The 23,488-nt window shown below is 74.7% G+C and carries 24 protein-coding genes; 11 read left to right on the plus strand and 13 right to left on the minus strand.

What is annotated here, in order from left to right:
- Positions 1 to 2 precede the first annotated feature (2 nt).
- Positions 3 to 2,657, minus strand: coding sequence for an ATP-dependent helicase C-terminal domain-containing protein (locus AB0881_RS09195; RefSeq protein ID WP_366615577.1), 2,655 nt, complete (start codon positions 2,655 to 2,657; stop codon positions 3 to 5).
- A 302-nt stretch (positions 2,658 to 2,959) separates the two neighbouring features.
- On the opposite strand from AB0881_RS09195, the gene AB0881_RS09200 reads away from it, so the two are divergent.
- On the plus strand, positions 2,960 to 3,721 hold the full coding sequence (locus tag AB0881_RS09200; RefSeq protein WP_366615579.1) for a nuclease-related domain-containing protein: 762 nt from the start codon (positions 2,960 to 2,962) through the stop codon (positions 3,719 to 3,721).
- 131 nt (positions 3,722 to 3,852) lie between these two features.
- On the opposite strand, the gene AB0881_RS09205 is transcribed toward AB0881_RS09200, so the two are convergent.
- From AB0881_RS09205 to AB0881_RS09235, 7 genes are all read right to left on the minus strand, one after another.
- Complete coding sequence (locus tag AB0881_RS09205; RefSeq protein WP_366615581.1) at positions 3,853 to 4,245, minus strand: hypothetical protein; 393 nt, start codon at positions 4,243 to 4,245, stop codon at positions 3,853 to 3,855.
- Positions 4,238 to 4,603, minus strand: a complete 366-nt coding sequence (locus tag AB0881_RS09210; protein ID WP_366615582.1) for a hypothetical protein — start codon at positions 4,601 to 4,603, stop codon at positions 4,238 to 4,240. The genes AB0881_RS09205 and AB0881_RS09210 overlap by 8 nt, the downstream gene beginning before the upstream one ends.
- Positions 4,604 to 4,618: 15 nt before the next feature.
- On the minus strand, positions 4,619 to 5,488 hold the full coding sequence (locus tag AB0881_RS09215; RefSeq protein ID WP_366615584.1) for a phosphotransferase: 870 nt from the start codon (positions 5,486 to 5,488) through the stop codon (positions 4,619 to 4,621).
- A 15-nt stretch (positions 5,489 to 5,503) separates the two neighbouring features.
- On the minus strand, positions 5,504 to 5,980 hold the full coding sequence (locus AB0881_RS09220; protein WP_366615585.1) for a hypothetical protein: 477 nt from the start codon (positions 5,978 to 5,980) through the stop codon (positions 5,504 to 5,506).
- Positions 5,981 to 6,246: 266 nt separating this feature from the next.
- Positions 6,247 to 6,546, minus strand: coding sequence for a hypothetical protein (locus tag AB0881_RS09225; protein WP_366615587.1), 300 nt, complete (start codon positions 6,544 to 6,546; stop codon positions 6,247 to 6,249).
- On the minus strand, positions 6,546 to 6,788 hold the full coding sequence (locus AB0881_RS09230) for a hypothetical protein (protein ID WP_366615588.1): 243 nt from the start codon (positions 6,786 to 6,788) through the stop codon (positions 6,546 to 6,548). The genes AB0881_RS09225 and AB0881_RS09230 overlap by 1 nt, the downstream gene beginning before the upstream one ends.
- Positions 6,785 to 7,015: a hypothetical protein gene (locus tag AB0881_RS09235; RefSeq protein WP_366615589.1), complete on the minus strand. Its 231-nt coding sequence runs from the start codon at positions 7,013 to 7,015 to the stop codon at positions 6,785 to 6,787. The genes AB0881_RS09230 and AB0881_RS09235 overlap by 4 nt, the downstream gene beginning before the upstream one ends.
- Before the next feature lie 185 nt (positions 7,016 to 7,200).
- Here AB0881_RS09235 and AB0881_RS09240 point away from each other — a divergent pair, with 185 nt between their 5' ends.
- Positions 7,201 to 8,598 (plus strand): helix-turn-helix transcriptional regulator, encoded by a 1,398-nt coding sequence (locus AB0881_RS09240; RefSeq protein ID WP_366615591.1) that lies wholly within the window; start codon positions 7,201 to 7,203, stop codon positions 8,596 to 8,598.
- On the opposite strand, the gene cutA is transcribed toward AB0881_RS09240, so the two are convergent.
- Positions 8,534 to 8,863, minus strand: coding sequence for a divalent-cation tolerance protein CutA (cutA, locus tag AB0881_RS09245; RefSeq protein ID WP_366615592.1), 330 nt, complete (start codon positions 8,861 to 8,863; stop codon positions 8,534 to 8,536). The genes AB0881_RS09240 and cutA overlap by 65 nt on opposite strands.
- Before the next feature lie 259 nt (positions 8,864 to 9,122).
- Here cutA and AB0881_RS09250 point away from each other — a divergent pair, with 259 nt between their 5' ends.
- The 7 genes from AB0881_RS09250 (at position 9,123) to AB0881_RS09280 (ending at position 15,857) form a co-directional block, all read left to right on the plus strand.
- The gene (locus AB0881_RS09250; RefSeq protein WP_366615594.1) at positions 9,123 to 9,833 is read left to right on the plus strand and encodes a histidine phosphatase family protein; all 711 of its coding nucleotides are present in this window, start codon (positions 9,123 to 9,125) and stop codon (positions 9,831 to 9,833) included.
- Positions 9,834 to 9,976: 143 nt separating this feature from the next.
- The gene (locus AB0881_RS09255; RefSeq protein WP_366615595.1) at positions 9,977 to 10,525 is read left to right on the plus strand and encodes a hypothetical protein; all 549 of its coding nucleotides are present in this window, start codon (positions 9,977 to 9,979) and stop codon (positions 10,523 to 10,525) included.
- 27 nt (positions 10,526 to 10,552) lie between these two features.
- Positions 10,553 to 11,251: an SDR family NAD(P)-dependent oxidoreductase gene (locus AB0881_RS09260; protein WP_366615597.1), complete on the plus strand. Its 699-nt coding sequence runs from the start codon at positions 10,553 to 10,555 to the stop codon at positions 11,249 to 11,251.
- Positions 11,235 to 12,296 carry a low specificity L-threonine aldolase gene (locus tag AB0881_RS09265; protein ID WP_366615599.1) on the plus strand — a complete coding sequence of 354 codons (1,062 nt, stop codon included), beginning with the start codon at positions 11,235 to 11,237 and terminating at the stop codon, positions 12,294 to 12,296. Before AB0881_RS09260 ends, AB0881_RS09265 begins: the two co-directional genes overlap by 17 nt.
- Before the next feature lie 95 nt (positions 12,297 to 12,391).
- Positions 12,392 to 13,618, plus strand: coding sequence for a lipid-transfer protein (locus AB0881_RS09270; protein WP_366615600.1), 1,227 nt, complete (start codon positions 12,392 to 12,394; stop codon positions 13,616 to 13,618).
- Positions 13,619 to 13,764: 146 nt separating this feature from the next.
- Positions 13,765 to 14,631: an oxygenase MpaB family protein gene (locus tag AB0881_RS09275; protein ID WP_366615602.1), complete on the plus strand. Its 867-nt coding sequence runs from the start codon at positions 13,765 to 13,767 to the stop codon at positions 14,629 to 14,631.
- Between the two features lie 83 nt (positions 14,632 to 14,714).
- Positions 14,715 to 15,857: a lysylphosphatidylglycerol synthase domain-containing protein gene (locus AB0881_RS09280; RefSeq protein WP_366615604.1), complete on the plus strand. Its 1,143-nt coding sequence runs from the start codon at positions 14,715 to 14,717 to the stop codon at positions 15,855 to 15,857.
- On the opposite strand, the gene AB0881_RS09285 is transcribed toward AB0881_RS09280, so the two are convergent.
- The 4 genes from AB0881_RS09285 to AB0881_RS09300 all read right to left on the minus strand — a co-directional run bounded on the left by AB0881_RS09285 (position 15,811) and on the right by AB0881_RS09300 (position 19,361).
- Entirely contained in the window at positions 15,811 to 16,701 is an 891-nt protein-coding gene (locus AB0881_RS09285; RefSeq protein WP_366615606.1) for a hypothetical protein, read from the minus strand. The two genes, AB0881_RS09280 and AB0881_RS09285, sit on opposite strands and share 47 nt — an antisense overlap.
- Before the next feature lie 111 nt (positions 16,702 to 16,812).
- Positions 16,813 to 17,619, minus strand: a complete 807-nt coding sequence (locus tag AB0881_RS09290; protein WP_366615608.1) for an amidohydrolase family protein — start codon at positions 17,617 to 17,619, stop codon at positions 16,813 to 16,815.
- Between the two features lie 90 nt (positions 17,620 to 17,709).
- On the minus strand, positions 17,710 to 18,537 hold the full coding sequence (locus tag AB0881_RS09295) for a hypothetical protein (RefSeq protein WP_366615609.1): 828 nt from the start codon (positions 18,535 to 18,537) through the stop codon (positions 17,710 to 17,712).
- Between the two features lie 83 nt (positions 18,538 to 18,620).
- Positions 18,621 to 19,361: an alpha/beta fold hydrolase gene (locus AB0881_RS09300; protein ID WP_366615611.1), complete on the minus strand. Its 741-nt coding sequence runs from the start codon at positions 19,359 to 19,361 to the stop codon at positions 18,621 to 18,623.
- A 124-nt stretch (positions 19,362 to 19,485) separates the two neighbouring features.
- Here AB0881_RS09300 and AB0881_RS09305 point away from each other — a divergent pair, with 124 nt between their 5' ends.
- Entirely contained in the window at positions 19,486 to 22,545 is a 3,060-nt protein-coding gene (locus AB0881_RS09305) for a BTAD domain-containing putative transcriptional regulator (RefSeq protein ID WP_366615613.1), read from the plus strand.
- A 144-nt stretch (positions 22,546 to 22,689) separates the two neighbouring features.
- Positions 22,690 to 23,328: a hypothetical protein gene (locus AB0881_RS09310; protein WP_366615615.1), complete on the plus strand. Its 639-nt coding sequence runs from the start codon at positions 22,690 to 22,692 to the stop codon at positions 23,326 to 23,328.
- Positions 23,329 to 23,488: the final 160 nt, after the last annotated feature.

The following is a 23,488-nucleotide window of genomic DNA, read 5'->3' on the forward strand; positions in this document are numbered from 1 at the left end:
CGTCAGCGGCGGGGCTTGACCCGGCGCGTCGGCTCCGCGCTCGCCGGGTTCTCCGGCCAGGGGTGGCGGGGGTAGCGGCCGCGCAGTTCGGCGCGCACGGCCTTGTAGCCCTCGCGCCAGAACGAGGCGAGGTCGGACGTGACCGCCGCCGGGCGGCCCGCCGGTGACAGCAGGTGCACCACCGGCGGGACGCGCCCGCCGGCCAGCCGCGGCGCCGCGTCCCAGCCGAACAGCTCCTGCAGCTTCACCGCCAGGACGGGCCGCCCGTCCGAGTAGTCGACCCGGATCCGCGAGCCGCTGGGCACCTCGATCCGCTCGGGCGCCAGCTCGTCCAGCCGCGCCGCGCACTCCCACGGCAGCAGCCCGCGCAGCGCGCCCGCCACGTCGATCCGGGCGAGGTCGGCCCGGCGCCGCGCGCCGGCCGCCCACTCCCCCGCGCGTTCCAGCAGCGCCGCGTCGTCCATCGCGGGCCAGGGCTCCCCCAGCGCACGGTGGCAGAACGCCAGGCGCTCGCGCAGCGCCACGGCCGCCGGCGTCCAGTTCAGCAGGGCGAGCCCCTCCGCGCGCAGCCCGGCGGCCAGCGCCTCCCGCACGCGCTCGGGGTCCGGGCGTGCCAGCGGCTCGGCGGCCAGCTCGATCGCGCCGAGCCGCTCCACCCGGCGCGCGGCCACGTCCCCGTCCCGCCAGGCGACCTCGTCCGCGCGTTCGAGCAGCGGCGCGGCGGCGGCCCTGGCGATGTCCTCGTCGATGACCACGGCCTGCCGGATCCGCGCGGACGCCGAACCGGCGGGCCGGTCGGCGATCGCCACCGCCAGCCACGGCGCCCGCGCCGCGGCCAGCGCCGAGCCGCCGGCGAGCACGGCGCCGGTGCCCGAGGCCATCAGGTAGCCGCTGCCCTCGCGCGCCCGCGCGACGCGTTCGGGGAACGCCAGCGCCACCACCGTCCCGGCGGCGGCGTCATCGCTCGCCCCAGCCCGCCCGCTCCCGAGTCCGCCGCGGCGACCGTCGTCCCGCCCGGGTCGGCCGCGCCCGGCGGGTACGTCGGCCCGCTCGGAGCGGCGGGTCTCGGCGGGGGCGTCGCCACGCCCGGGTCGGCGGCCGTCGGCGGAGGTGCCGTCCACCTGCACGGAAGCGTCGAGGTCCGCCTGGATGCCGGCGAGGGCCTTGCGGAGGCGGCGGGTCTCCTCGCGCCAGCGGGCGGCGTGCGCGTCAACTGGCGGGCCCTCGCGGCGCAGCGCGCGCCAGGCGGCGGTCAGGTCGTCCCCGGCGGACCGGGGCGGCGGCTCCGACAGCAGGGCCACGATCTCCGCGGCGGCGCGCGGCCCGACCTCGGCGGCGCCGTCGATCAGGGCGCGGGCCAGCCGCGGCTCGACGCCGACGCGGGCCAGCCGGCGGCCGCGGCCGGTGACACCGTCCCCGGTGACCGCGCCCAGGGCCCGCAGGGTCGCGCGGGCGGCGCGCAGCGCGGCGGCCGGCGGCGGGTCGAGCAGCGCCAGCCCGGCGGCGTCCGGGTCGCCCCAGCACGCGATCTGCAGCGCGAACGCGGTCAGGTCGGCCAGCTCGATCTCGGGGCGGGGGCGGGCGGGCAGGCGGTCGTGCTCGGCCCGCGGCCAGCAGCGGTAGACCGTTCCGGGGGCCTCGCGGCCCGCGCGGCCGGCGCGCTGGCCGGCGGTGGCGCGGGAGGCGCGCACGGTCGTCAGCGCGCCCAGCCCGCGGGCGTGGTCGGTACGGGGCTCGCGGGCCAGCCCCCCGTCCACGACGACCCGCACTCCGGGAACGGTCAGGCTGGACTCGGCGACGGAGGTGGCCAGCACGATCCGGCGGCTCCCGCCCGGGGCCAGCACCGCGTCCTGGACGGCGGCCGGCGCCTGCCCGTGCACCTGGAGGATCTCGGGGCCCGCGTCGCGCAGCATCCCGGCGACGCGGGCGATCTCCCCGGCGCCGGGCAGGAAGCACAGGACGTCGCCGTCGCGTTCGGCGAGGGCGCGGCGGACGGTGGCCGCGACATGGGCCAGGAACGCCGGGTCGACGCGCATGCCGTGCGGCGGGGGCGCCGGGCGCTCCGGCGGCGCCCAGACCACGTCCACGGGGTGCAGCGCCGCCTCCGTCTCCACGATCGGCGCCGGCCCGCCCTCGCCGTCCCCGAGCAGGCGGGCCCAGGGCCCGGTGTCGGCGGTGGCGGACGCGGCGACCAGGCGCAGGTCGGGGCGCAGCGCGGCGCGCACGTCCAGCAGGAACGCCAGCGCCGTGTCGGCGTCCAGGTGGCGCTCGTGGCACTCGTCCAGGATGACCGTGCCGACGTCCTCCAGTTCGGGCTCGTGCTGGAGGCGCTGGAGCAGGACGCCCGTGGTGACCACCTGGACCAGCGAGCCCGGCCGGTGCTCGCCGCGGACGGTCACGCCGACCGCGCCGCCGACCCGCTCCCCCAGCGTCCAGGCCATCCGGCGGGCCGCGGCGCGGGCGGCGAGCCGGCGCGGCTCCACGACGAGCACCTTCCCGCCGGCCGCGTCCCCGGGCACGTCCGGTACGAGCCCGGCGAGCGCGAGCGGGACGAACGTCGTCTTGCCGGTGCCGGGCGGGGCCGCCAGCACGGCCGTGCCCCGCCCGGCCAGCGCCGCCCGCAGGGCGGGGACGGCGGCGCGCACGGGGAGGTCCATCCGACCAGTCTGGCCGACCGCGGCACCCCATCCGGACCGCCGCATGTGATAAATGCCACTGCCCGATTCGCCGCCGACCCTTGCGGTGAAATTTGCACCGCGTTTTACGGATTAGGCGTGGCATGTTCTAAGGCGCACTTCATCGGCACACAAGAGATGCTCCGGCAGGTCGCGGGCCAGGCAATATCTCTTTCACCCGCCATTGCCTTTCGGGTGCACTTACCTCACCGGGGGTCGCCTCCCGGCAATGGAACGGGTATCTCATAATGAGCAGCAGCAAGCTTGTCACAAGGGAGGTCGGGATGTTCGGCAGCTCCATCTATCTCCGGGGCCGGGACGCGTTCACCGGCGGGTCCCCGCAGGCCGTCTACGAGGAGCTGTGGCAGCGGGGCCGGAAGAGCAGGCTCCGCACCCGCGCCATTCTTGCCGCCCTGACGCTTTTGTCGTGCAGCGCGCTCGTCAACGCCGTTTTCGGCGTCGTGGCGGCCCTTCTCGTTGCGGCCGCCGACACGTACTTCCACTGGCACGGCTACAACGCCTCCAGCGTGTGGCGGCGCGGGCTGCGCGGCGAGGAGCGCATGGGCCGGCTGCTGCGCCACACCCTGGAGCGCCGCGGGCACCGCGTGCTGCACTCGCGGGTCGTCCCCGGGCACGGCGAGCTGGACCAGCTGGTGGTGGGGCCGGGCGGGCTGTGGCTGCTGCGCAACGACGCCTGGCACCCCGAGACCGAGATCGGCGCGCACGGCGGGCAGCTGTTCGTCGACGGCCGCACCAAGTCCGCGATGGTGCGCGAGCTGGTCGAGACCGCCGCCACCGCCGGGGCCCTGATCGCCGAGCGCGCGCAGATCGAGGTGAAGGTCGTCCCCGTGCTGGTGGTCCACGGCGGGAAGCTGCGCAAGGCCCCGTTCCGCGCCGACGGCATCACGTTCGCGCCGCCCCTGAAGACGGTGCGGTGGATCCTGCGCAACCCGGTGGCCGACTACTCCGACGACGACGTCGAGACGATCGCGCGTGCGGCCGTGCACGCGCTGCCCATCGGCGGGCGGACGATGACCGCCGCCTGAGAGGAGGGCGCGAGAGGAGGGCGCGACAGGAGAGGGAGCTTCCTCCAGCGGGGATGCCCGGAACACAGAGCGCGACCCCCCAAAGGGGGCGTCCCCGCCGGAGGCGGCCCGCCGCCGGCCCTCGCTCCGCGTCAGCGCGCCGTTCGGCGCAGCCAGTACAGGCCCACGATCGGCAGCACCAGCGGGATGAAGCCGTAGCCGCGCCCGTACGCCGACCAGACCGTCGCGTCCGGGAACGCCGCCGGATCCGCCAGGCTCAGCGTCCCGACGACCAGGACGCCGGCCAGCTCGATCGACAGCGCGACCAGCGCGACCCGCCGCGACGTCCGCCCGCCCAGCGCCAGCGCCACGGTCGCCAGCACGTACACCACGGCCGCGAACGCCGACAGCGCGTACGCGACCGGCGCCTCGCCGAAGCGCGTGGCGATCTGCACGGCCGCGCGCGCCCCGGCCGCCAGCGCGAAGACCGCGTAGACGGCCACCAGCAGCCGCCCCGGCCCGCTCCCCGTGGTGGGCTCAGGCAACGGTGCCCTCCCAGATCTGCCGCATCCGCTCGATCATCACCGCGACCGACAGGCACGCCACCACGATCACGCCCGGCCCCCACCGGGTGCGCTCCAGCAGCCCCCAGCCGGCGCCCGCCGCGGGGATCAGCAGCACCCCGAGCAGGTAGCCGACGAACGTGGCCGACTCGGCCGGGCCCTCACCGCCGCCCAGCTTCACGAAGCCGAGCACGGCCTGCGCGATCAGCAGCGCCTCCAGCACGCCGAGCGCGCCCAGGTGCCAGTAGTCCATCGGCCGGTCGCGCAGCGAACTGACCAGGCTGTACGCGGCCGCGAGCAGCGACGCCACGATGATCACATTGGCGAGGGCGTTCGTCATAGGCCTCCGAGAGTACTACCGGCTGTAGTACTTAGGCGAGTCGGTCGAACCGCTCTGACCTGCTGCAGCATCCGCGCCGAACAGTGGCAGCCGGTGATCGGCCCAGCGGCGCGCACGAGCGGCAAGCCCGGCCGCCCATCCGGCCTGGTTGGTAGCATGATTGGCCTGCCATTTGTCCGCGAAGACACGGCTGAACCGAGTGATGACGTCCGGGTCGGCGGCCGTCCATGCGGAGAAGCGGGAGACCCATTCCTCCGCGGCGGCGGGACTGTGCCCGGCCTCCATGAGCCAGGGGATGAGCAGGGCCATCTCCAGGAATGGGGCGCCGCGGCCGGTGAACGTCCAGTCCACCACGTGGACCGTGCCGTCATCGGAGATCAGGACGTTGGCGGCGTTCAGGTCGGCATGCAGCAGCGTGTCCCCGGCCAGAGCGGACACGTCGGCGAACGCCTCCCAACGCCGCTCGACACGCTTGCCCTCCAGTACCTCTGGAGCCCGGCGTGCCTGGAGTCCGTCAATGACCTTGGCGAGGACGTCCAGGTCGGGCGAGCCAGGGGTGTAGTCGGCGTGCCTGGCCTCGACGTGCTCAAAGCCGAGGACGAGCCAGCCTCCCGCCTCCACGCTCCAGTGGAGGCGGGGGGCGTACTCGGTGACGTGGGGATTGATCGCGGCTTCCCAGCGCAGCGACCGGACCTCCGGGCCGTCCCGGTCCGGTGCGATCTTGCGGGCGGCCTTGATGAACAGCCGCCCGCCGTCCGCGTGCACGGTGCCGGAGATGTCGGCATGGTTGCCGGCGGGCGCGGGCTCGAACCGGTGGATCGGGCCGCTGCGCGCCTCGATCGCTCCGGCGACCTCGGGCGGCAGCTCGGACCGGTCGCTACGCATGATCAATCCCGGTGGTCAATCGTTCATCGGTGGCTGCGCGCAGTTCTCCGGGCAGCAGCTCTCGCCGTCCAGCCACCATTCCAGATCCACCCGGTAACCGGTGGCACGCATCGCCGCCAGCCCGCGTTCGGACGCGGCACCGGAGCGGATGTCCTCGTCCATGATCGGCAGGTGGTGCATGAACCGGCCCGCGACCATGTCGCACACCGCGGCGAAGGTGCGGGTCCGCATCATCGACCGGTGCCAGATCTTGTCGACGGCGGGCGAGGGCGCGAACTTCACCCAGGCCCGCGGATCGCCGCCCACCTCGGCCATGGTGTCGCCCCACGCCTTCATGAAGACGAGGAACTGCTCGACGCCGCGCTCGGCGTAGGGGCGGGTGACCTTGTCGAAGGTCACCACGTCGTCGACCATCACCCCGAACATCTCCGGGGTGACGAGCTCGCGCGGACCCTTGACGGCCTGGACCGCGCGTTCGACGGTGAGAGTCATCGGAACCTCCTGCGCGCTGTTGGAAGCTGGGCGGTCCCGGGCGCGCGCCGTCCCGGGCCGAAACCTGTTGGGGCCGCACGGCCGGTGCACCCGAGGGGATTCAGACACCGGCCGTGCGAGTCCCCCTCACGGCCGGGCGGGGAACCACCGCCCGCCGCTCGCGCGGGGCGGGCATACGGCTGCCGCGCCGCTCCGGCCGGCACGCCCACGCCGTGCCCGCGCCCCGGAGCCACCCCGACGGCACTCCGGGCTGACGGGAGACAGGCTCATCGGGTCAGGGCGCTTTCGGTGGTCGGCTCGCGCGTCGGCAGGAACCGGCCGAGAGTGGCGTTGATGGCGGCCACGGCGCGTGGCAGGTCGCGGCAGGGAGCGAGCGGCCTGCCCGTACTGGAACGGAACCACGCTCCGCCCCGCTCGGAGGTCACGCTCACGGTCTCCCCCACGACCGGCAGCGTCGGGTGGAAGATGCGCAGCCGCACGGGGATCTCGTCATAGCGGGGCACCGCCCGCCAGCCCGCCTCGGCCAAGGCCCGGCCGAGCGCCTCCAGGAGCTCGGCGTCGCCCATCACACGACCTCCCAGCGCACGGTGCCGCCGTCCTCGCGCCGGGCGCGGGCGACCTCGCCCAGGTCGACGTACTGCGCGTGCGCCGAGGCCAGCGCCACGCGGCGCACCGAGCCCTCCGCACCGGCGGGCGCCTGGGCCAGCTCGTCGGCGACGTGCCCGGCCGCCATCGCCGGACTATCGGTCACACCCGCGGCGCGGCGGCTGACGACCGTCCAGCTGTAGAGCCGGACGCGCCCGCTCACGCCGGGCTCCCCACGGGCCGATCCAGCCGCACGACCGCCGTGAGCGCGATCCGCATCTCCTCGGCGTCGTGGCTGACCAGGCGGGTCACGAAGGTCCCTTCCCTGCCGGGGTAGCGCATGGCCACCCAGGTATGCGGGCCTTCGTGCAGTGAGAACTCCCAGTCGGCGAAGTCCGCCCTCAACTCGGTGAGGGCGTCCATCGCACTCCGCGTCGTACGATCTGCCATGGGTCGGAACCACCTTCCGGCCAAGGCCCCGGACTCCCCCGGTGTTCGCGCACCGGGCCGGGGCCGCTTCGCTGTTCACCGGCCATGCAAGCCCCGCGCTGGTTACCGTGGAAGATGTTGTCCGTTGTCCGCCCTGCTCAGACAACAGAGACAACGGTCATACCGGGTCGATACGGCGGGAACCGATGACCTTCGGCGAGAGACTGCGCGAGCTCATGACCGAGCGCGACATCGGCGTTCGTGCACTGGCCCGGGGCGTACCGTGCAACGCTGGGCATCTGGCCAAGCTCCGCCATGGGCACAAGGTGCCCTCCGAGCGCCTCGCACAGCGCCTTGACGAGCTGCTGGACGGCGGCGGTGAACTCGTTGCCCTCGCCCGGACAACGGCGGACGCGTCGGCCCGGGCCGCTAACGTGGAGGGTCCGGAGGCGGCCGAGCCCCGCGACTCGGGGGCGGCCGGCGATCCGGATACGGCTCCCTCCTTGCTCGACCTGCTTTCACTGGCCTGGTCAGTCGGAAGGCTGGACCACTCCATGGATCGCCGTAGCGTGCTGCAACTGGCCGCCGCCGTGACCGCCTCACCTGCACTGGGACTGGCCGATCCGATCGAGCGGATCTCCCGCGCGCTCACCCGCCCCTCGGGCATCAGCGACGACCTGGTGGAGGCCCTGGACGCACGCTGTGTCGGCTTCCATCGCCTGGAGTTCGTGCTGCCCGCCGAGCAGATCTTCCGGGGGCTGCTGTCGCATTTGAACGAGATCACCTCGCTGCTGGAGGCAGCTCCACCAGGCCCGGCGCGCAGGCGACTGGCCCGTACCGCAGGAGAGAGCGCGGTGCTGGGCGGATGGCTGGCTTGGGACCTGGGGGACGTGTCCCGGTGCGCGTCGCTGTACCGCGTCGCCGACCTGGCCGCCGCCGAGAGCGACGACCCGGCGATCCGCGCGTGCGCCGCGATCTACCGCAGCTTCGCCATCAGCGCGACCGGTGCACACCATGCCGCCTACCGGTCCCTGGACCGGGCGCGCGAACTGCTGCCCGAGCGCGGCGACCCGGCGACGCGGGCCTGGCTGCTGGGCCGGCAGGCCGAAGAGGCCGCCGCGCTCGGCGAGGCCTCGGCCAGGGAGATGATCGAGCGGGCGTCCGACCTCATGGCCGATGCCCGCCCTCAGGTCGAGCGGTCATGGACGCGGTGCCTGGAGTCCCCGCGCTTCTCGCACATGCGGCTGACGATCGCCACCCGCCTCGGGGACGAGGCCGCCGTCCATGACGAGATCGGTCACCTGCTGGTGGCCGCCAGCGATCCGGCCCAAAAGAAGTCGGGCCGGATGCTGGCCAGCGTCGGGCTCGCCCTCACGCAGATCGGCGACGTCCAGCAGGGGGTGCGGTTCGGTGAGCGGGCGGTAGACGCGGTGCGGGTCAGCCAGGCGACCTACGCGCTCAACCGGCTGACCGAGCTGGGCACCGCGCTTCAGGGCGACCCGTCCGCGCGGGCGCGCGAACTGCGCGCCGCGATCGGCGCTACCCGCCGGGAGCTTGCGTCTCCGCGTCCATCCACTCCAGGTACGACGCCAGCCCCGAATTGATCGGCACCGAGATGATCTCGGCGACGCTGTAGCTGTGCATCCGGTGCACATGCGCCTCAAGGTCGGCGTAGCGGGCGGCCGGGGTCTTGATCAGCAGCAGGTACTCCTCGTCGACGCGGACCTCGCCCCTCCACCGGTAGGTGCTGGTCATCGGGCCGACGACCTGAGCGCAGGCGGCCAGGTTGGAGTCGATGAGGGACCGGGCGATCTCCAGTCCCTTCTCGCGCGAGGGGATCGAGGTCTGAACTTGTACGTACTCGCCCATGGTGCCGAACGTACAGGGGATCGCGATCTCCCCCAACACTTCCCGAAGCCTTCGCGGCCGTGCACATCGAGTGCGCATGAGGCCGGGAAGTGGGGTGATCTCTTCGGGAACTCCAGGGATACATTCGGCCAGGTCACCCAGCAATTGGCGGCTCCGGCGCAGGTCATGCCAGGGCCGCCGATCACTACCGGCTATAGAGAGCGGCGGCTGGGGGCCGGAGCGTGCATTCTGGACGTCCCACCCCGTACGGCGTGGGATCATGGCTCGCGTGAACGCGCTCCAGTGGCTGACCCTCGTCCGGCACGGCGAGAGCACCGGCAACGTCGCCTACCAGGCGGTGCAGGGCACCGGCGCCGAGGAGACCGGCATCACCGAGCGCGACGCCGACATCGCCCTCACCGCGACGGGGCGCGCGCAGGCCGCGGCGCTGGGCCGGTGGCTGGCCGCGCTGCCCGCGGGCGAGCGGCCCACGCTGGTGCTGGCCTCCCCGTACGTCCGCGCGGTCGACACCGCCCGGATCGCGCTGGAGCAGGCGCCGTTCGACGCCGAGATCAGGGTGGACGAGCGGCTGCGCGACCGCGAGCAGGGGATCCTGGAGGGGCTGACCCCGGAAGGCGTCCGCAACCGCCATCCCGAGGAGGCCGACCGGGCGCGGCGGCTCGGCAAGTTCTACTACCGCCCGCCCGGCGGGGAGTCGTGGGCGGACCTGGCGCTGCGGCTGCGCAGCCTGTACCGGGACCTCCAGCAGGACGCGGCGGGCGAGCGGGTGCTGGTCGCCACCCATGACGCGATCGTGGTGACGACCCGGTACCTGGTGGAGGACCTCTCCGAGCGGGAGGTGCTGGAGATCGAGAAGACCCCGGTGGCCAACTGCTCGGTGTCGCGCTGGCGGCAGGACGGCGGCCGGCTCGCCGCCGTCACCTACAACGACTGCGCGCACCTGACCGGCGCGGGCGCCGCCTCGGCCTGACACCTGCCCCCACGGCGTGTGACCAGGTGGCGGCGGGCCGATTCATGCAAAGAACCCTTCCGCGACATGCCCTGTTCTCTTCCTGTTCGCCTACAGTTTTAAGGAGCCCCGGCCTTATCTCTCACGCCCCATGAGGAGCATCCATGACCGTGTTCTCGGCCCTCGTCCGACGCGCCGCCGCGGAGGCGGAGCTCCGATTGCGGAACGGGCTCGACCTGCTCGCCGCGATCGCCGAGGATCGGGAACGCCAGGCCGAACGCGACCGGATCGCCGCCTGCGACGAGCGGATCCGCCGGCTTGAGCAGGTGATCGAGGGCCAGGGCCGCGACCTGCGGGCGCTGCGCACCGAACTTGACTCGCTGGTCGGCCAGCTCAACGACCGGCTGCTGCCGCGCATCGACGAGCGCATGGACGACACCGAGCGCGACCTGACCTCGCTGGCCACCGGGCTGGTGCGGGCCGGGCGGGAGACCACGGCGCAGCGGTCCCGGCTGGAGACGGTCGAGAACCGCGTCTCCGACCTGCGCGGCAAGCTCGCCCGCATGGAGCAGCGCGCCGCGCTGTGGCGCGACCTGCAGGCCACCATGGCGCGGCTGGGCGACGACGTCGACGCGCTGCGCTCGCGGCTGGGCGCCCGCCCGGCGCTGCCGCCCGCCGCGCCGCTCGGCGAGGCCGACGCCCGCCACTCCTGATCGCGGCGGCTGCGCGACAATGGGCGCATGCAGCCTTCGAGTACACAGCGTGATGACCGGGTGGTCGTGGTGGCGGGCGCCGGCGGCGCCGCCGGGCAGGCGGTCGTCCGGGCGCTGACCGCGCGCGGCGCCCGCGTCATCGCCGCCGACCGGGTCCCGCACGAGTGGGACGACGAGCGGGTCACCCCCGCGGTCATCGACCTGCTGGACGCCGCCGCCGTCGCCGAGTGGGCCCACGGGATCGCCGCCGGGCACGGCCGCGTCGACGGGCTGGTCCACCTGGTCGGCGGCTGGCGCGGCGGCGCGACGTTCGGCGACACCGACCTGGCCGACTGGGCGTTCCTGCACGACCTGCTCATCCGCACCCTGCAGCACACCACGCTCGCCTTCCACGAGCACCTGCGGTCCGCGCCGGGCGGCGGGCGCATGACGATCGTGTCGCAGCACGCCGCGCGCAGCCCCGGCCAGGGCGTCGCCGCGTACGGGGCCGCCAAGGCCGCGTCCGAGGCCTGGACGCTCGCGCTCGCCGACTCGTTCACCGGCACCGACGCCGCGGCCGTCGTCCTGGTCGTCAAGGCGCTGCTGAACGACCGGATGCGCGCCGAGAAGCCCGACGCGAAGTTCGAGGGCTTCACCCACGTGGACGACCTGGGCCGGGCCATCGCGGCCCTGTGGGACCGGCCCGCCGCCGAACTGAACGGGACGCGCGTTGACCTCTCCGCCTGACCCCGCCGCCGGCGCCCCGGTGCGCGGCTTCGCCAGCGACAACCACGCCGGGATCCACCCCGAGGTCCTGGCCGCGATCACCGCCGCCAACGGCGGGCACCAGCCCGCGTACGGCGACGACCGCGACACCGCCCGGCTGCGCGCGGTGATGCGCCGCCACTTCGGCGGGCGCGCCGAGACGTACCCGGTGTTCAACGGCACCGGCGCCAACGTCGTCGGACTCCAGGCGATGGCCGACCCGTGGAGCTCGGTGATCTGCACCGAGAACTCGCACATCCACGTGGACGAGTGCGGCGCCGCCGAGAAGGTCGCCGGGCTCAAGCTCATCCCCGTGCCGACGCCGGACGGCAAGCTGACACCCGAGCTGGTCGGCCCGTACGCCTGGGGCTGGGGCGACCCGCACCACGCCCAGCCGAAGATCGTGTCCATCACCCAGAGCAGCGAGATGGGCACCGTCTACACCCCGGCGGAGGTCGCGGCGCTCGCGGAGTTCGCCCACGAGCGCGGCATGCTCCTGCACATGGACGGCGCCCGGCTCTCCAACGCCGCCGCATCGCTGGACGTGCCGCCGCGCGCGTTCACCACCGACGCGGGCGTGGACGTGCTGTCGTACGGCGGCACCAAGAACGGCGCGATGTCCGGCGAGGCGATCGTCGTGCTGAACCCGGACGCCGTGCGCGGCATCGAGTTCCTGCGCAAGATGGGCATGCAGCTGGCGTCCAAGATGCGCTTCGTGTCCGCGCAGCTGGTGGCGCTGCTGGACGGCGACCTGTGGCTGCGCAACGCCGCGCACTCCAACGCGATGGCCCAGCACCTGGCCGCGGCGGTGCGGGCGGTGCCGGACGTGCGGATCACCCAGCCGGTGCAGGCGAACGCGGTGTTCGCCGTGATCCCGCCGGCGGTCGCCGCGCGGCTGCGCCGGCGGTACGCGTTCTCGACCTGGGACGAGGGCACCGGCGAGGTCCGCTGGATGTGCGCGTTCGACACCACCGAGGACGACATCGCGGCGTTCGCCAAGGCGCTGGCCGAGGAGATGTCCGCCTGAGCCGCCGGGCCCGCCCCTCCCCCCGGTCTCGCCGTTCTCCCCGCCATCCCGGGGATCGGGATCGCGCGAGCGCCGCGGGCGCCCCCGGAGTTATCGTGACCCGAACAGCATTCGGTAATGAGGAGGCGGGCCTGATGGCCAACCGCACGTTCGTCGTCGGCGTGGGCATGACCAAGTTCGAGAAGCCGGGCTCGCGCGACTGGGAGTACCCCGACATGGCCAAGGAGGCCGTCGGCAAGGCCCTGGAGGACGCGGGCATCGCCTACGACAAGGTCGAACAGGCGTACGCCGGCTCGATGTACGGGTCGATGGGCCAGCGCGCCCTCTACGAGACCGGCATGACCGGCATCCCCGTGATGACCGTCGCCAACGCCTGCGCCACCGGCTCCAGCGCCCTGTTCATGGCCCGCCAGGCCGTCCGCGGCGGCCTCGCCGACTGCGCGCTCGCGCTCGGCATGGAGAAGATGAAGAAGGGCTCGCTCGGCGCGGGCATGGACTCCAAGGTCACCATCATCGACCACCACCTCAAGTCGATGACCGCCGGCCGCGAATGGGAGCTCGACAAGGCCCCCATGCCGCAGATGTTCGGCAACGCCGGCCGCGAGCACATGGAGAAGTACGGCTCCACGCCCGACCACTTCGCCTGGATCGGCTACAAGAACCACAAGCACTCGGTGAACAACCCGTACGCGCAGTTCCAGACCGAGTACTCGCTCGACGACGTCAAGAACGCCACGATGATCTTCGACCCGCTGACCAAGCTGCAGTGCTCGCCGACCTCCGACGGCGCCGCCGCCGCGATCGTGGTCAGCGAGCGGTTCCTCGACGAGCACGACCTGTGGGACCAGGCCGTCGAGATCGCCGGGCAGTACATCGCCACCGACACCCCCGACAGCTTCGCCGACAACTCCTCCATCCAGGTCGTCGGCTTCGGCTGCTCCCAGCGCGCCGCCGCGAAGGCCATGGACGAGGCGCAGATCGGCATCGAGGACGTCGACGTCATCGAGCTGCACGACTGCTTCAGCGCCAACGAGCTCGTCACCTACGAGGCGCTCGGCATGGCCGCCGTCGGCGAGGGCCACAAGCTCATCGACGACGAGGCCACCACCTACGGCGGCAAGTGGGTCGTCAACCCCTCCGGCGGCCTCATCTCCAAGGGCCACCCCCTCGGCGCCACCGGCATCGCCCAGTGCGCCGAGCTCACCTGGCAGCTGCGCGGCCAGGCCGGCAAGCGCCAGGTCGAGAACGCCCGCGTCGCCCTCCAGCACAACATCGGCCTCGGCAGCGCCTGCGCCGTCGCCGTCTACAAGCCCGCGTCCTGACCGCTCCCGGCGTGCCCGCCCCGGCGGGCACGCCGCACGGGCGGCGCCGCGTCCGCGCCCGGCCCGGTGGGTAGACATTAGACAAACCTTGCGTCTTGTCTCATCATGGCGCGAGAGAAGCGCCCCCCACCGGAGGTCCCGACGCGATGCCCACCCCCACGCGCGCCCCACTCGGCCCCGGATCCCTGCTCTGGTCGTACGCGGGCGACCTGCGCTCGCTGCTCCCCGGCGCCGCCGCCGGACTCATGCAGCTCATGCACCCCGCCATCGGCGCCGGCGTCGCCGAGCACTCGGCCTTCTTCGACGCCCCGTTCGACCGCATCTACCGCTCGATCCCGCAGATCTGGGCCACTATCCTCGCCGACGACGCCGACCGCCGCGGCCGCGACATCCGCGACCTGCACCGCACCATCACCGGCACCGACGAGCACCACCGCCGCTACCACGCCCTCGACCCCGAGACGTACTGGTGGGCGCACGCCACGTTCACCTGGGAGATCTTCAAGGCCGCCGAGACCTTCCACCCCCGCGCCCTCACCGCCGAGGACCGCGAGCACATGTACGCCGAGACCGTCACCTGGTACTCCCGCTACGGCGTCAGCATGCGCCCCGTACCGCCCGACTACGCCGCCTTCCAGTCCAAGTTCTGGCACATCTGCGCCCGCACCCTCGAACTCACCCCCGCCGCCGCCCGCGCCCTGGAGATCGCCCGGCACGGCTCCGACACCGTCTCCCTCATGCCCGTCGGCGGCGCCCGCGTCGAACGCGCCGGCCGCCTCGTCGCCGAACGCCCCCTGCGCCTCATCACCTTCGGCTGCCTGCCCACGATCGTCCGCGACCGCTTCGGCATCCCGTTCGGCGCCGCCGACCAGGTCCGGTTCGCCGCCCTCGCCCTCGCCAACCGGCAGGGCTACCGCATGGTCCCCACCCGCCTCAACCACTGGACGCTGCGCAGCACCCTGCGCTACATCGGCTCCCACACCCGCGACCAGCGCTACCGGCCCGCCGCCTGACCCGCACCGTTCGCCCGCGCGCATTACCCCGCCGGCCACCGCACGGTCGCATACCCTTCAGCCAAGTAGCCGACAACGAAGGTGTGGAGACGATCGCCGCCGGCGCCGAACGCGCGGCACCCGCCGGGCCCCCGGCCCCCGGCGCCGCCGCAGCAGCACCCGACCCAGCCCCCGACCACCTCCACAGCGAAGACCCCCGGCCGGGACCCGCCACCCGCGGACGCACCGCCGCCGCGTTCAGGCGGCACCGCGTGACGCGATGGACCGCCCTCGCACTGCTGCCCGTCGCGGCCGTCACCACGCTGCTCGTGATCTACGGGGACGCCCCGGTACGCTCCGCCGCCACCGCGTTCCAGAACGTGCGCTGGGAGTTCCTGCCCGCGCTCGCCGTCCTCTCCGTCCTGCACTACGTCCTCGCCGCGATCGCCCTGCGCGGCGCCTCCGGACACCCGCTGCCGCTGTACGAGACGACGCTGACGCAGTTCACCGCGGCCGCCGCCAACCGCGTCACCCCCAGCGGCCTCGGCGCCGTCGCCGTCAACACCCGCTACCTCGTCTGCCGCGGCATGCCCCTCCGCCGGGCCGCCGTCGCCGTCGCCGCGCTCCAGGTCGCCGGCGCCCCCGCCGACCTCATCCTGCTGGCGATCGTGCTCCTCATCGCCCAGGACTCCCGCATGCTGGAGACCGTCGCCGACCACGCCGCACGCGCCATCGCCTTCCTGCCGCCCGCACCGGCCCTGATCGGCGCCGCCCTCCTCCCCGCCACCGTCCTGCTGATCCGCCGCGCGCTGCGCTCCCCCGCCGTCGGACGCGCCCTCTCCGGCATGACCGACCTGTGCCGCCGCCCCGGCGACCTCGCGCTCACGCTCACCGCGTCCGCCGCGACCACGCTCGTCCTCGGGCTCGCCCTCGCGCTCAGCGTGCTCGCCGTACCCGGCACCGCCTCGACCGCCGACATCCTCCCGCTGCTGGCCGCCTACCTCGTCGGCGCCGCCGCGGGCGCCGCACTCCCCGCGCCCGGCGGCGTCGGCTCCACCGAGGCCGCCCTCGTCGCCGCGCTCGCCGCCGTCGGCATCACCGCCGGCACCGCACTGCAGGCCGTGCTCCTCTTCCGCGCCGTCACGTTCTGGGCGCCGGTCCCGGTCGGCCTGCTCACCTGGCGCACCCTGCGCCACCGGGTCACTCCCGAACCAGCTCCTCCAGCAGCTCCTGGAACTCCCCGCTGATCGAGACCGCCAGCGAGTCCTCCCCCGCGTCCCCCGCCTCCCCCACTTCCACGGCGCCCGCCAGCCGCAGCGCGCCGTCCCGCCACCAGTAGACGTTCGGCGTGATCGAGCGCGGCCCCTGCCGGAAACCGCCCCACCCGATCCGGACCAGCAGGTTCATCGCCGCGACCACCTCCTCGCCGTGGACGGGCACCGCGTGCACCACCCCCTGCGCGGGCACCACGACCAGCGCCCCGTACGGCCCGGTCACCGGATAGTCGCCCGCCCACAGCGCGTGCGCGGTGGCGTACGCGTAGTCGCCGCCGAGCGAGAACAGCCGCACGCCCCCGTAGTCGTCGTCCACCAGCTCCAGCGGCCCGTCCCGCCGGACGTTCTCCTCCGCCACGGCGAACAGCTCGTCCGCCGCCATCCCCCACTTCCCCGGCAGATCGGTGTTCACGATCATCATCGCGGTCGGCTTGTCGACCACCAGCACCTCGACCAGCCCCGGCGCCACCGGCCGCCGCAGGGCCTGCGCCCCGCTCCCGAAGTCGTCGCCGTACAGCCGGGTCCGCAGCAGCGGCCGGACCATCGCGTAGTCGCCGAGGTCGAGCGCGTCGTCCCCGGAGCTCTCGGCCGTGGCGATCACCGACCCCACGAAGTCGGCCGCGATCGCCGGCCACTGGTCGCGCGGTTCCCGCGCGGCCCACTGCCGTAGGTTGGTGAGGTAGAGGCGGCCCGGCGCGTCCTGGTCCGGGCGGCGCAGCTCCACCTGGTCCTCATCGACCACCTCGGCCACGTACCCGTGGTGCTCGATGATCGCGCACACCAGTCCGAGCAGGGGGTCGTCCGACATCGCGTCCATGGGCGGCCAGCCTAGAGTCCCCCCTCTGACAGAACGGGCAATGCGGCGAAGGCGGGCACGCGTGTGGGCGCGGATGGGTCCGCATCTCGCCGACCGCCTTTACGTTGTAGATCACAAACCGAAGACGCGGCGGGCGTTGCCCGACAGGAACGCCTCGCGGCCCTCGTCTCCGAGGCCCAGCTCGTCCAGGCCCCGCAGCGCCCGTTCCGGGGAGATCATCGGGTGGTTGGTGCCGAACATGACCTTGTGGTGCCGGTCCCCCAGGTAGCGCACCAGCTCGGGCGGGTAGCGCCGCACCGTGTACGCCGAGGTGTCGATGTACACGTTGGGGTGCTTGCGGCACACGGCGACCATCTCCTCCGTCCACGGGTAGCCGATGTGCCCGCCGACGATCACGAGCTCCGGGAAGTCGAGCGCGACCTGGTCGATGTACGGGATCGGCCGCCCCACCTCGCTCGGCCGCAGCGGCCCGGTGTGCCCGACCTGCGTGCAGAACGGGATCCCCAGCTCCACGCACTCGGCGTACAGCGGGTAGAAGAGCCGGTCGGTCGGCGGCACGCCCCACAGCCACGGCACCACCCGCAGCGCCTTGAAGCCGAGCTCGCGCACGCACCGGCGCAGCTCCCGCACGGCCTCCGTCGGCCTCCGGATGTCGACCGACGCGACGCCCGCCAGCCGGCCTGGCGCCGCCGCCACCCAGCCGGCGACCTCGTCGTTGCTCACCAGGTCGCCCTCGGGGCCGTACCAGGCGCTGATCAGCCCGATATCGACACCGCCGGCGTCCATCGCCCCGAGGGTGTCCCCGATCGGCGGCTCCTCCTCCGGCGGCTTCTGCCCCGTCCACCGCCACAGCGAGTCGAGCATCTCGTGCCGCAGGAACCGCACCGTCCCATGCTGCATCCAGGCATCGACGATCATCGCCCTCACCTTCCGCGCCTCACCGGATCCAACAGAACGCCATTCTGTTTCGCCGGGGCGGCGGGCGGCAATCCCGGCGGCCCCGACCGGTCAGCGTCGTCGCCGGCGGGAGAGGTGGGCCAGGTGGGCCGTGATCCGGTGGAGCGTCCGCTCGTCCGGGGTCCAGCCGCGGTGCAGCAGAGAGGTCAGGAGGGCCTCCAGATAGGGGGCGGGACGGGACAGGACGTCGCGGGTGACGGGGATGACCTCCCAGCCGTGCTCGCGGGCGAGCCAGCGGCGGCGGGCGGTGTCGCGTGCGCGGGCGGCGGGGCCGGTGTGGTGCTCCTCTCCGTCGTACTCCAGGCCGACGCGGAACTCCTCGTAGCCGAGGTCGATGGCCAACGGCTCGCCGCGGGGGCCGGGGACCCGTACCTGGGTGCGGGGGCGGGGGAAGCCGGCGCTCAGGACCAGCAGCCGGACGCGGGTCTCGCCGGGGGACGCGGCGCCCGCGTCGGCGAGCCGGAAGGCGTCTTGGAGGCGCGCCGAGGCGCGGTAGTCCGGCAGGTCGCGGGCCATGAGCCGGAGGGAGTCCAGGGGGACGCCGGCGCGCAGGAACTGGTCGAGCGCGGCGACGGCCTCGACGCGCGGGAGCCGGCGGGCGCAGTCGAGGGCGGTGCGGGCCGGGGTCGTCACGCGGACGCCGGCCTCCTCGGTGATGTGGTGCGCGGCGGGCGGGCTGCGGGCCAGGTCGATCTCCCACTCGGAGGCGTTGCGGCCGGGCGGCAGGACGTCCAGGCCCCAGATCCAGGCGGCGGTGCGGCGCGCCACGACGCCGGACGGGGCGAGGCGGGCGATCAGGGCGGCCCGGGCGGGCGGGGAGCTCTCGGCGCCGGCGGTGACGGCCGTCCCGGCGTGGCGCCAGCTGAGTCGCGCGGTCATCCTCCGAGGGTGACGGCCGCCGGCGGGCCGGCGGGAGGGGTCGCGCGAACTGTGGACGACCGAGGACGGCCGGTCGCCGGCGCCTAGCGCGCGGACGCCGCCCACTCGCCGACGCGCTTGATGAGGTCGCGGGTGGCGGCCACCTCGGCGTGCCCGAAACCCGGCTCGATCCACAGCTCGCGCGGCTCGCGCGCAGCGCCGTACAGCTGGCGGGCGTGCTCCAGCGGCAGGAACGGGTCGGCGTCCCCGTGGACGACCAGCAGCGGCACGGGCGCGATGCGGGACGCGACCTCGTGCGGGGCTGCGGGCTCGGGGTTCCAGCCGCCGGGGGCCACCCGGGTGCCGCGCGCCAGCCGTACGGCGAGGCGGCCCATCCGGCGTTCGATGACCCAGTGGACGCGGCGCATCGGCACCGTCCCGCGGTAGTACCAGCGGGCGGGGGCGCTGACCGAGACCACGGCGTCCACGCCGCCGCACAGGGCCGCGTGCCGTACGGCGACGGCGCCGCCCATGGAGAACCCGACGGCCGCGACGCGCCCGTACCCGCGCCGCCGGGCGGCGGCCACCGCGGCGTCGACGTCGAGCACCTCGCGGTCGCCGACGGTGGAGCGGCCGCCGGAGCGGCCGTGGCCGCGCAGGTCGAGGCCGATGACGCCGCCGTATGCGTTGAGGGCGCTGGAGATCCGGCGCAGCACGGGCTGCCGCCACGAGCAGGTGAACCCGTGCGCGACCACGAAGCACAGCGCCCGGTCGCCGGGGCTGTGGCCGGCGTCGATGCGGACGCCGTCGCGGGTGAACAGGGTCAGCGGATCGGGTTCGCGCACCCTCTCATCATTCCTGATACCGGGAAAGCCGGACGAAACGGACGTGGCAACGGACGGTGACCGCCCGATAATGGCGGGGAGGGGCGGACCACCGCCCACCCCCTGCTCCCCTGGAAGGTGGCTCGTGTTCTTCGGAGTCCTCGGGCCCCTGCTGGTCCGGGACGGGGCCGACGCCGTCGACGCGGGCACGCCCAAGGACCGCGCGGTGCTCGCGGTCCTGCTGGCGCACGCGGGCCGGCCGGTGCGCGCCGAGCGCCTGGTCGAGGCGGTCTGGGGCGACCGCGCGCCCCGCGGCGGCGTCCGGAACCTGCAGGTCAACGTGCACCGCCTGCGGCGTGCGCTGGGCGGCCGGGACCGGATCCCGTTCGCGGACGGCGGCTACCGGATCGTCCTGGCGGACGGCGAGCTGGACGCGCGGGAGGCCGAGGCCCTGGCCGCGGCGGCCGCGCGGGCCGCCCCGCCGCGGGCGGCCGGGCTGCTGGACCGGGCGCTCGGCCTGTGGCGCGGCGAGCCGTTCGCCGACTGGCCCGACATCGCCCTGCTGCGGCCGGAGGCCGCGCGGCTGGCGGAGCTGCGGCTCGAACTGCTGGAACGGCGGGTGGACGCCGAGCTGGCGTGCGGGCGGCACGGCGCGCTGATCGCGGAGCTGCGGGCGCTGGTCGCGGCGCACCCGCTCCGGGAGCGGTTCCACGGTCAGCTGATGCTGGCGCTGCACCGCGCCGGACGCCGCGGCGACGCGCTGGCGGCCTACCAGGACGCCCGCCGGGTGCTGCGCGCGGAGCTGGGCCTGGATCCGGGACCCGAGCTGCGGGAACTGCAGCGGATCGTGCTGGCCGGCGACGAAGCCGGCGACGAGGCCGGCGAGGATCGCGGCGCGGTGCCCGCGCAGCTCCCGGCCGCCGTCGGCTCGTTCACCGGCCGCGCCGCCGCGCTGGAGGCGATCAGCGGCGCGGTCGCGGCGGGCCGCACGACCGTGGCGGTGGTCGGCAGCGGCGGCGTCGGCAAGACCGCGCTGGCGCTGCACTGGGCGCGCGGCGCACTCGGCCGCTTCCCGGACGGGCAGCTGTGGGTGGATCTGCGCGGCTTCGCGTCGGCCGCGCCGCTGCGTCCCGAGGACGTGGTGACGCGCTTCCTGCGGGCGCTGGGCTGCCCGGCCGAGCGGATCCCGCCCGAGCCCGAGGAGCAGTTCGCCCTGTTCCGCGGCACGATGGCGGGCAAGCGGGCGCTGGTGCTGCTGGACAACGCCGCCGGGCCCGAGCAGGTGCGGCCGCTGCTCACGGCCGGGCCGGGCTGCGTCACGCTCGTCACCAGCCGCAACAGCCTGCGCGGGCTGGTGGCGCGCGACGACGCGCGGACGGTCGAGCTGGGCGCGCTGACCGCGCGGGAGGCGGCCGCGCTGCTGCGGCGCCTGCTCGGCCCGCGCGCGGACCGGGAGGCCCCCGCGGTCCTGGACGAGCTCGCGCGGCGCTGCGCGTTCCTGCCGCTCGCGCTGCGCGTCGCCGCCGCGAACATCGTCCAGGGGCAGGGCCACCGGGGCGTGAAGGACTACCTGGCCTCCCTGGACGACCGCGAGTTCCTCGACGAGCTCTCCCTGGAGGACGACCCCGACGCCGCCGTACGGGCGGCCTTCGACCTCTCCTACGGCGCGCTTAAGCCGGACGAGCAGCGCCTGTTCCGCAGGCTCGGCCTGGTCCCCGGCAAGGACGTCGCGGTCGGCGCGGCCGCGACGCTCACCGGCGAGACGGCCGGGCGGGTCCGCCGCCGCTTCGACCTGCTGGTGTCGAACCACCTCGTCGAGCGGCGCGGCGAGGACCGGTTCCAGCTGCACGACCTGCTCCGGGTGTACGCGGCGGAACGCGCGGAGGAGGAAGAGCACGCCACCGAACGCGAAACGGCACGGCGGCGCCTGTTCGACTACTACCTGCACTCGGCGCACCGGGCCACCGAGGACATCTCCCTGTCCCGCGCGCGGCCCTCCGACCACCTTCCGCAGGTGCGGCCACGGTCGTTCGGCCACCCCGCCGAGGCGCGGGCGTGGTTGGAGAACGAGCTGGCCAATCTGCTCGCGGTCGTCACGGAGACGGCCGCGCACGGCCCCTGGCACTACTCGTGGCAGCTCGTCCACGCGCTCGAGTTCCACCTGCGCGGGACGTGCGCCTACGAGACCTGGACGGGCATCGCCGAAACCGCGCTCGCGGCGGCGGCCCGGCACGGGACGGACGCCGACGTCGCCAACCTGCACGTGTCGATGGGCCACGCCTGCATGGAGGCGGGGTCGTACCGGCGGGCCCTCGCGCACGGCAGGGCGGCCGCGCGGCACGGCACCGCGGGCGGCTGGCCGGAGGGGACGAGCTGGGGGCTGGCGCTGGCGGGATGGGCGCAGGGCTGTCTCGGCGAGACCGACTCCGCTGCCGAAGCCCTGGAGGAGGGGGCGCGCGTCGCCCGCGAGCACGGCCTGCCACGAGCCCTGCTGGCGTGCGTGCTCCATCTCGGCGACGCCCGCCTCCACGGAGGGCGCCTGCGGGAGGCGGAACGGCACTACGCCGAAGTGCTGCGGGAGACCGCGCACGGGGAAGGCGACAGGCTGCTGCGCGGGCTCGCGTTCCTCGGCATGGGCGCGTCGCTCCGCCTGCGTGGCGAGCCCGGCCGCGCCCTCCTCCGGCTCCGGAGCGCGCTCGCGCTGCTGGACTCCCTCGCCGTCCGGTCCGGGCACGCGGAGGCGCTGGCGGCGCGGAGCCTCGCTCACCACGACCTGGGGGACGACGCCACCGCCCTGCGCATCGCGCGGGAGGCCGTCCAGGCGGCCGGCGAGCGGCACGAGCACGGCAAGATGCCGGTCACGCTCATCAGCCTGGCCGCCGCGCTCGAACGCGAGCGTCCCGGCAGGGCGCACGGCCACTACGCGGACGCGCTCGGCACCGCCCGCTCGGCCGCCCGCCCGCTCCAGGAGATCGAGGCGCTGTGCGGCCTCGCCCGCACGGCGCTCCGGCTGGGCTGCCCGGACGAGGCGCTCGCCCGCGCCCACGAGGCCATGGCCCTGACCAGGGAGGACGAATGGCTCGTCCAGACCGCGGCGGCCCGCGGGACGCTCGCGCAGGTGCGCCGGGACCGCGCGGGCGGAGCCGAGAACGGATGCGAGGACGGGTTCGCGGACGGGCCGGAACACCCTGGCGAGCCCGGCTGAAAGCGTTCTGAAAGCGGCCGGTGCCAGCATCGCCGCACGGGGGCACGGCCGCCGCCGGCACAACGGCGGCCGTCCCGCACCCCTGCCCCGGCCCGGCGCGCGGCGGCCCTCGCGCCCCGATGGCGGCCCGGATAGCGTGGGCCCATGGACGAACCGACCACCACCCGCCGGGCGCTGCACGGGGTCGCCGAGCTGCTCATGGCCGGGCCGCAGCACCGCGAGAGCGGCACGATCCGGCTGGCGGTCACCCCGGGCGGCTTCGCGACGGCCGCCGGGCCGCGGCTGCGCGTCGCCGGCACCGAGCTGGTCGCCGGCGACCGGGCGATCCCGATGAACGGCACCACGTTCCGGGAGCTGGCCGCCGCGGCCGGCATCACCGATCCGGGCGCCCCCGCCGGCCTCTACCGCGACGGCAGCGGCGCCGGACTCGACGACCCCATCGGGATCGACGCCGGCGCGGCCGGGGCGGTGCACACCGGCTTCGCGCGCGGCGACGAGGCGCTGCGGCGGTTCGCGCCGGAGGTGGCGCCGGTGCTGTGGCCGGAGCACTTCGACGTCGGCATCGCGGCCGGCGAGGTCAACTACGGCGTCTCGGCGGGCGACTCCTACCTCGACGAGCCGTACGCCTACGCGGCGCCGTGGAAGCCGCGCGCCGGGTCGTTCTGGAACGCCCCGTTCGGCGCGGCCCGCCCGCTCGGCGAGCTGCCGGGCGCGACGGCGATCCTCGACTTCTTCATGGAGGGCCGGGACCGGGCGGCGTCCGACCCCGTACGCGAGGACTGAACCGCCCAGACCGCCTGATAACGTGCACACGCGTGTTCTGGAGCGAAGTCCGGTGTGATCCCGGCGCTGTCCCGCAACTGTGATGCCCCTTCCCGGGCCGAGCCAGGTCGCCTCCGCTCGCGCGACGTTTCTCGACCTCGTGGAAGGGCGACCGTCACTC

The organism is Spirillospora sp. NPDC029432 (genome assembly GCF_040703975.1).
GTDB lineage: Bacteria > Actinomycetota > Actinomycetes > Streptosporangiales > Streptosporangiaceae > Spirillospora.